The sequence below is a fragment of the Finegoldia sp. BIOML-A1 genome (assembly GCF_009678325.1).
Taxonomy (GTDB): domain Bacteria; phylum Bacillota; class Clostridia; order Tissierellales; family Peptoniphilaceae; genus Finegoldia; species Finegoldia magna.
This window is the reverse complement of sequence record NZ_WKZF01000008.1, coordinates 54,307-61,575: the sequence shown is the minus strand read 5'-3', so window position 1 is coordinate 61,575 and position 7,269 is coordinate 54,307. Positions and strand designations below refer to the sequence as shown.

Here is a 7,269-nt window from a genome sequence, read left to right as displayed (position 1 = left end):
GAACTATTATAGTTTACTATCATCATTTCATTTTGTCAAGTGTTTTGTAAAACTTTTTTTATTTTCGTTTTACATGCGTTACTTTCTTTTAAGTAATTTAAAAAGCACTTAACTCAAAGTGCTTTTATATAATATCAATATAAAAGCTAATTGTCAAGTGCTTTATAAATTTACTTTATATTATTTTAAGAATGCGTGGTATGCTTTGCTTGTCATGTAGCAGTCAGCTTTTGATAATAATTCTACTGGTGCATGCATTGATAGCATAGCTGTTCCGATGTCAACTACTTCTGCTCCTTGGTTTGCAAGTATGAAGGCTATTGTTCCTCCACCACCTTGGTCTATTTTACCAAGTTCAGTTGTTTGCCACATTACTTTTTCTTCTTTGAATAATTGTCTTAATTCATTTAAGAATTCTGGGTTGGCATCATTTGAGCTGAACTTTCCACCGTGTCCTGTGAATTTTGCCAATGAAATTCCACATCCACTTAAAGCTGTGTTAGAATCTTCTGTTGCATCAGCATACAATGGATCGATAGCTGCTGTTACGTCTGCTGATAATACTTTTGAATTAGCCATAATTCTTCTCATTGTTAAATCACTGTAATTTTCATGTTGGTTATTAGCTATTTCTGCAATCATGTTTCCCATGTATGGTGCATTCATTGATGTATTACCAACTGAACCTATTTCTTCTTTATCTACGAATAAAGCTACTGCTGTTCTCTTAGGATTTTCAACTTTAAGGATTGCTTCTAATGTTGCGTAAGCACAAACTCTGTCGTCATGACCGTGGGATGCAATCATAGCACCGTCAAATCCAACGTCTCTTGCTTTAGTAGCTGGTACAATTTCTAATTCTGCTACTTGGAAATCAGATTCAGTTATTCCATATTTTTCGTTCAAGTATTTTAAGATACATTTTTTGATTGGGTTTTCTTTTTCATCTTTGAAATTATAGCTATCATGACCTGCTATTATAGCTAATTTTTCACCTTCAATTGCTTGACCCAATGTTTTTGAGTTCAAATCTTTAGATAAGTGAGCTAATAGTTCAGTGATGAAGAAAACTGGTTCGTCTTCTTTTTCGCCGATTTTGATTTCAACTTTTTTGCCTTCATTTGTGAAGATTACTCCGTGCATTGCCAATGGGATTGTAGTCCATTGATGTTTTTTGATTCCGCCGTAGTAATGCGTCTTCATCATTAAGATGTTTTTATCTTCTGAAAATGGTACAGCTCTAACATCTAATCTTGGGCAATCTAAGTGTGATCCAACTATATTAAGTCCTTCATTTATATCATCACCAATAACTACTAATACGCATGATTTGTCCTTATTATTTATATAAATTTTATCGCCTTTTTTGATTTGTCCTTTTAACGCTTCATTCAATTCAACAAATCCGTGTTCTTTTGCTTGATTAACAATAAATTCAGTAGCTTCTCTTTCAGTTTTGCAACTATCTAAGAAGTTTTTGTATCTTTCGCCATAAGCGTAAATTTCATCGTGTTCTTTTTCATCTACAACTTCCCAGATACTTTTCTTTTCGTAATTCAATTCCATAAAATCACTCCATTTCTGTAACTTTTTCTATAGGTTGTCCTATAATTTTAGATCCATTAATTTTAAAATCAAATGGATTTTTTGTGACAAAATATTTTGTGTCACATATATTTTGATAGTTCCCGCAAATCTCATAAATATCTTCACTTAGTAAATCTGCAGGATCTACAAATGTAATATTATCTCCTGTATATTGTTTAAGGTATTCAATTAGAACAGGATAATGTGTACATCCCAAAATTATGGTGTCTGCTCCAAAATCTACAATAGGTTTCAAATATTCTTCGACTTTTTTCAAAATTTTCTCTTTATCTTTGCAGTTTTCTTCAACGAATCCTACAAAATCAAAACACGCAGATTGGCAAACTTCAATACCTTTTTGTTCTAATAATTTTTTATATAAACCATTGTCTACTGTAGCTTTAGTTGCTATTACTCCAACTTTTTTATTAGAAGTAGTTTTTAAAGCAGATTTAACACCGTATTCAACAACTCCAATTATATCAAATTTTGCAATTGATTTCATATAATCCAACGCAATTGATGTTAACGTATTACAAGCTACGACAAGTAAATCTATCTGTTGTTCATTGAAAAACCTCACAATATTCTCAGAAATCTTAAGCATTTGTTCTCTGGTTTTAGAACCGTAAGGGACATTTGCACTATCAGCAAAATATATATATTCCTTATTAGGCATAATCTTCTTAACTTTTTTGAATACAGTAAGCCCGCCCAAACCAGAATCCACGAATCCTATTTTGTTATAAGGTTTTTGTTTTGAATACATACTTATATTTGTCCTTTAATTTATTGTAGCAATTTTCAAAGTCGTTATAGTTTTCAAAAATACCAAAAACAGTTGGTCCTGATCCACTCATAAGTGCCAAATTCGTTCCCAATTCATATAACTGTTCTTTTATAATTGAGATTTCTTCTACTAATTTTTCTGATACACTTTCCATCGTGTTAAATGCTTTCCTATAAAAAGTTTCATAATCACGACTATCAATAGCAACGGAAACTTTACCAAGACCACCCTTTGACTCTTTCAAATTATCATACACATCTTTCGAAGATATGCTCATTCCATTATTTACAATTATTATATTTTTATTAGAAAAATCAGATAATCTGACAAACTCGTTTCCTATTCCCTTTGCTCTGACACATTTTTTGTTCGTAAAATAGAAAGTATCCGCCCCTGTCAATCTACAGATTTCTTTGATTTCTTGATCAGAAAGATTAAGTGATAAATCATCATTCACATACATCAAAAACTCACATGCATTTGAACTTCCTCCAGCAAGACCTGCTGATATAGGGATTTGTTTGTCTACAAATACATCATAACCACAGTTTATTTCTCTGAACTTTTTTAAGTTCTCAAATATTTTACATATCAAATTAGTTTTATCAGTTGGAAAATCAGGATTATTGGAGCTTAAATTCAATTCGTAAGTACTATTACGATTTATATCCATAATATCGTGAAGATCAATCAAATTCATAACTGTATCGATATTATGATATCCATCTTCTCTTAAACCAAGAACATCCAATGACAGATTTATCTTGGCATAGCTATTAATCTTCATCAAATACTCTTAAATCTTCTAATTTTTCAAAAAATACTATCTTTTCGCCATCAGTTATCATAGGAACACCTACTTTGTTATCCTTAACAATTGATTCAAATTCTTTTCTATTATCTCTATAAGTAAAAAATTCTTTGAGATTTTTCATAGAATCTGTAATATTGATTTCTTCATAATCAATATTGGCATTTTTTAAAATTTCGATTGCATCTACGCAATCTGGGCATTTTTCTGACATATATAATTTTAACTTCATATTACACCTCTATTAATAAATTATACTATTGTTTAAATGTTAAATCAAACTAAAAAAACGACCTTCCGGTCGTTTTTTAACATAATTCTAACTTTACTGTTGATGTAAGTATATCTGAGTAAGTATATGATATTGTTCTTTCTGAATCATATTCGTTAGTTATTTTTATTGTAAATAAACTTGGGAACACTTGGCTGATAGTTCCTTTGTTTGTTACAATTTTATTTCGTCCTTTATCTGCCTCGACAATAACATCTTTTCCAATATTACTTCGCACCTGACTTCTAATCATGTTCAAATCGTTAATTTCCTTCACGTTATTCCTCCTAACAGATCGTCGTTAGTAGTATTATATCACTCTATCACTCTAAAGTCAAATTAAATAAAATATTTTACAGTAATATTAAAAATATGTCAATAGTTTTTGTTAATTTTTTCTAATTAGATTCCCAAAGCAATGTGTGCCATTTCAAAATAGATCAACAAACTCAATGCATCGACAACTGTAGTAATCAAAGGTCCCGCCATAATCGCTGGATCTAATTTTAACTTTTTAGCAATAATTGGCAACATCCCACCGATTAATTTTGCTGTCACTATTGTGAATATCAAAGTTAGTGAAACAACCAACCCAACCGGTACTGAAACTTTATCGACAACCATAGTTTTTATGAAACAAACAATACTCATAACTACTGAGACTACTAACGCTACTCTAAATTCTTTAAAAAATACTTTAAGCCAATCTTTTGTGCTGATTTCTCCTGTAGCAAGTCCACGTATAATAAGTGTCGATGATTGCGATCCAGAGTTTCCGCCTGTATCCATTATCATAGGAATAAATGCTGTAAGTATTATCGCTTGTCCCAATAAAGATTCATAGTGAGTCATTATTGAACCTGTAAATGTAGCAGAAACCATAAGTATCAAAAGCCATGCAATACGTTTTTTTGCCAAATTAAACACGCCTTGATCCAAATAATCATCTTCATCTGGACTCATACCTGCCATGATTTGAAAGTCTTCTGTAGCCTCTTGTTCCATAACTTCCATAATATCGTCAACTGTTATGATACCAGTAAGTCTTTTTTCATTATCTACGACAGGAAGAACAACGAATCCGTATTTTTTGAATACATCTGCTACTGTTTCTTGGTCATCATCGGTATGAACATAAATAACATCTTCGTCCATCAAGTCTTCAATCAACGTTTCTGGTTCATTAGTTACAATTGTTCTCAAAGAAACAAAACCAAGTAGTGTTTTCTTTTCGTTTGTTACAAAACATGTATAGACGGTCTGCTTGTCCACCCCTGTTTTCTTAATGACTTCAAGAGCTTTCCTTACAGTATAATAAGATCTCAATTCAATATATTCTATTGTCATCAAAGATCCCGCTGAATCTTCTGGATAATTTAAGAATTGATTAATCAAATTTCTTTCGCTTTTGTCGGTATGTCTTAGAACTTTTTTCACAATTCCCGCTGGCATTTCTTCGATTAAGTCAATCATATCGTCAAAATATAGTTCGTCTACTATGAATTTAACTTCTTTATCACTGAACGCTTCCAAAAGCCTTGTTCGATGATCCTTTTCCATATGAGAAAACACATCGATACAATCATCTTTGTTCAATAACCTGAACACAAGCATTGCACTTTTTAAATCCAATGATTCAATATAATCTGTAATATCTACCGGGTTGTATTTTTGAATTTGATTTTTAAGTTTTAAATAATCTTTGTCTTCTAGATATTTGTTAAGCAAATCCATATCTATTTCATGACGTTCAAATTTTTCATCCATCATATTCCTCACCACCTATATTTCTATTTCATATTAAATTATAACATAGATCAGAAATAATTTTACTTGAATGAACTGAAAGCTTATATTATAATAAGAATATAAATGATGAAAGGGTGATTTTATGGAAATTACTAAAGATATGTTAATTGGAGATATTATTAGAAACAATCCAGATTCTGTAGAAGTTTTGTTTAGAAACGGATTATCTTGTATAGGTTGTCCAGCCAGCCAAATGGAAAGCTTAGAAGAAGCTTGTATGGTTCACGGACTAGATGTAAACTATCTATTAGAACAATTAAACCAAAACTAATATTATACCCGCTAAACAAAGCGGGTTTTTACATAAAAAAACTACCTGTCGATTGACAAGTAGTTTTTGTTTTTATAATCCTAAAGCTTCTTTTAATTTTGCTTGATCAAAACCAACTATTTCTTCATCACCTATGATTGTAACAGGAACACCCATGTGACCTTTTTTCATAAGTTCTTTTCTAGCTTCTTGATCTTGTGATATATTCTTTTCTGTATATTTTACGTTGTTTTCGTCCATATAATCTTTTGCTGCGTGGCAATATTGGCATCCATCACTTGTATAAATTACTACATCTTTCATAAAAATACCTCCTTAAAAGTCTGTATTTTATATATACCCTTATTTGAAAATCCTAATCAATTACACTCAACTTTTTCACAATATTTTTGTAATCTTCTAGTGACAAATTCTCGGCTCTTAAATTTTCCTTTAATCCCAATTCTTGAAGAATTGACTTTAATTTTTCCTTGTCGACATTTACAAATCCACTCGTGAAACTGTTCAATATGGTTTTTCTTCTTTTGCTAAAGCCCGATCTTATTAATTGGCGTAAAAGTTCTTGGTCAATATCTTCATCTAATTTTTTGAGTTTCATATTGACAACTGCACTGTCTACTTTTGGTTGTGGCATGAACACTGTCTTTGGTGCATTCAGTATTATTTTCGCATCGCTGTTTTGTTTTACAAACAAGCTCAATGATGCATAATCCTTATTTCCTACATCAGCTACCATTCTATTTGCCACTTCTTTTTGAACCATAACAGTGATAGATTCAATGACGTCTCTGTAATTAAACAAATGCTCAATAATCGGAGTTGTGATGTAATAAGGAAGATTGGCAACCACTTTGAATTTTTTATCCCCATGATTGAGTTCATTCAAATCCACCTTCAATACATCTTCATTTATTATTTGAAAATTGTCACGATCTCTAACAGTGTATCTCAAAACATCCATAAGTCTTGAATCTATTTCTATAGAATACAAAAATTTGCATTTGTCGACAAGTCTCTCTGTCAATGTTCCAAAACCAGGGCCAATCTCAATTACGTAATCATCTTCTGTGATATCAGAATAGTCGATAATATTTTCAATCAAATTACCATCGATTAGAAAATTTTGCCCCAAAGCTTTTGAAAACTTAAATCCGAATTTGTCCAATATTTCTTTAATGTAGGAAGGTTGGTGTAGTCTATAACTCATCTTTTAATAGCCTCCTCTAATTTTTCTCTTGAAATATTGTAATTATTTAGCATTCTAAGAAAAGATTTCGCATTGCCGTAACCTATATTTAAAATTTTACCGACTTTTATTCTAAGCGATTTGGATCCTTCGCCTACTAATCCATAGTAAATCATATCATCCATCGTGTATTCATTCTTAGAATCAATCATTGACGGATGAGCGTTTTCTATGGCGATTTTGATATCTTCTTCCTTTGCATTTTCAATTCCGATATCCTCATCTTTGATACACAAATCTTGTGATATAAATGCATTTTTTGCGTTTGGAATAAAATCATTAATTCTTTTTCTGATTTTATTTCCAGCGTAGTCTGGATCAGTTAGAATTATTATTCCTCTGTCTTGGTCGATTTTTTTGAGTCTTTTGAGTAATTTGTCGCTAAAATAAATCCCACCAGTGCAAATCACTTCACAATCTAATGCTCTCTTGACTCTTTGCTCATCGTCTCTTCCTTCGACAACTATTATTTCTTTTATCATAA

10 protein-coding genes are annotated in these 7,269 nt (G+C 31.2%); 1 reads left to right on the top strand and 9 read right to left on the bottom strand.

The genetic code is table 11. The annotated features are described in order from the left end of the window. Positions 1–180: 180 nt before the first annotated feature. From GKG00_RS07315 to mgtE, 6 genes are all read right to left on the bottom strand, one after another. On the bottom strand, positions 181–1,566 hold the full coding sequence (locus tag GKG00_RS07315) for an aminopeptidase (protein ID WP_154254907.1): 1,386 nt from the start codon (positions 1,564–1,566) through the stop codon (positions 181–183). A 4-nt stretch (positions 1,567–1,570) separates the two neighbouring features. Then, positions 1,571–2,356 carry a glutamate racemase gene (murI, locus tag GKG00_RS07310; protein ID WP_154254906.1) on the bottom strand — a complete coding sequence of 262 codons (786 nt, stop codon included), beginning with the start codon at positions 2,354–2,356 and terminating at the stop codon, positions 1,571–1,573. Continuing rightward, complete coding sequence (gene ispE / locus GKG00_RS07305; RefSeq protein WP_154254905.1) at positions 2,331–3,164, bottom strand: 4-(cytidine 5'-diphospho)-2-C-methyl-D-erythritol kinase; 834 nt, start codon at positions 3,162–3,164, stop codon at positions 2,331–2,333. Before ispE ends, murI begins: the two co-directional genes overlap by 26 nt. Continuing rightward, the gene (locus GKG00_RS07300) at positions 3,154–3,420 is read right to left on the bottom strand and encodes a glutaredoxin domain-containing protein (protein ID WP_094206971.1); all 267 of its coding nucleotides are present in this window, start codon (positions 3,418–3,420) and stop codon (positions 3,154–3,156) included. The genes ispE and GKG00_RS07300 overlap by 11 nt, the downstream gene beginning before the upstream one ends. 76 nt (positions 3,421–3,496) lie before the next feature. Next, positions 3,497–3,736, bottom strand: coding sequence for a Veg family protein (locus GKG00_RS07295; RefSeq protein WP_002835303.1), 240 nt, complete (start codon positions 3,734–3,736; stop codon positions 3,497–3,499). A 125-nt stretch (positions 3,737–3,861) separates the two neighbouring features. Beyond that, the gene (gene mgtE, locus GKG00_RS07290; RefSeq protein WP_154254904.1) at positions 3,862–5,229 is read right to left on the bottom strand and encodes a magnesium transporter; all 1,368 of its coding nucleotides are present in this window, start codon (positions 5,227–5,229) and stop codon (positions 3,862–3,864) included. Positions 5,230–5,350: 121 nt separating this feature from the next. Between mgtE and GKG00_RS07285 the strand changes: the two genes are divergently transcribed. Next, positions 5,351–5,539 carry a DUF1858 domain-containing protein gene (locus GKG00_RS07285; protein ID WP_002835305.1) on the top strand — a complete coding sequence of 63 codons (189 nt, stop codon included), beginning with the start codon at positions 5,351–5,353 and terminating at the stop codon, positions 5,537–5,539. 72 nt (positions 5,540–5,611) lie between these two features. Here GKG00_RS07285 and GKG00_RS07280 read toward each other — a convergent pair whose 3' ends face one another. The 3 genes from GKG00_RS07280 to rnmV are packed head-to-tail and all read right to left on the bottom strand — an operon-like array spanning position 5,612 to position 7,267. Continuing rightward, entirely contained in the window at positions 5,612–5,842 is a 231-nt protein-coding gene (locus tag GKG00_RS07280) for a glutaredoxin family protein (RefSeq protein WP_002838618.1), read from the bottom strand. Between the two features lie 52 nt (positions 5,843–5,894). Continuing rightward, positions 5,895–6,746, bottom strand: coding sequence for a 16S rRNA (adenine(1518)-N(6)/adenine(1519)-N(6))-dimethyltransferase RsmA (gene rsmA, locus GKG00_RS07275; RefSeq protein ID WP_154254903.1), 852 nt, complete (start codon positions 6,744–6,746; stop codon positions 5,895–5,897). Beyond that, entirely contained in the window at positions 6,743–7,267 is a 525-nt protein-coding gene (rnmV, locus tag GKG00_RS07270; protein ID WP_094224534.1) for a ribonuclease M5, read from the bottom strand. Before rnmV ends, rsmA begins: the two co-directional genes overlap by 4 nt. Positions 7,268–7,269: the final 2 nt, after the last annotated feature.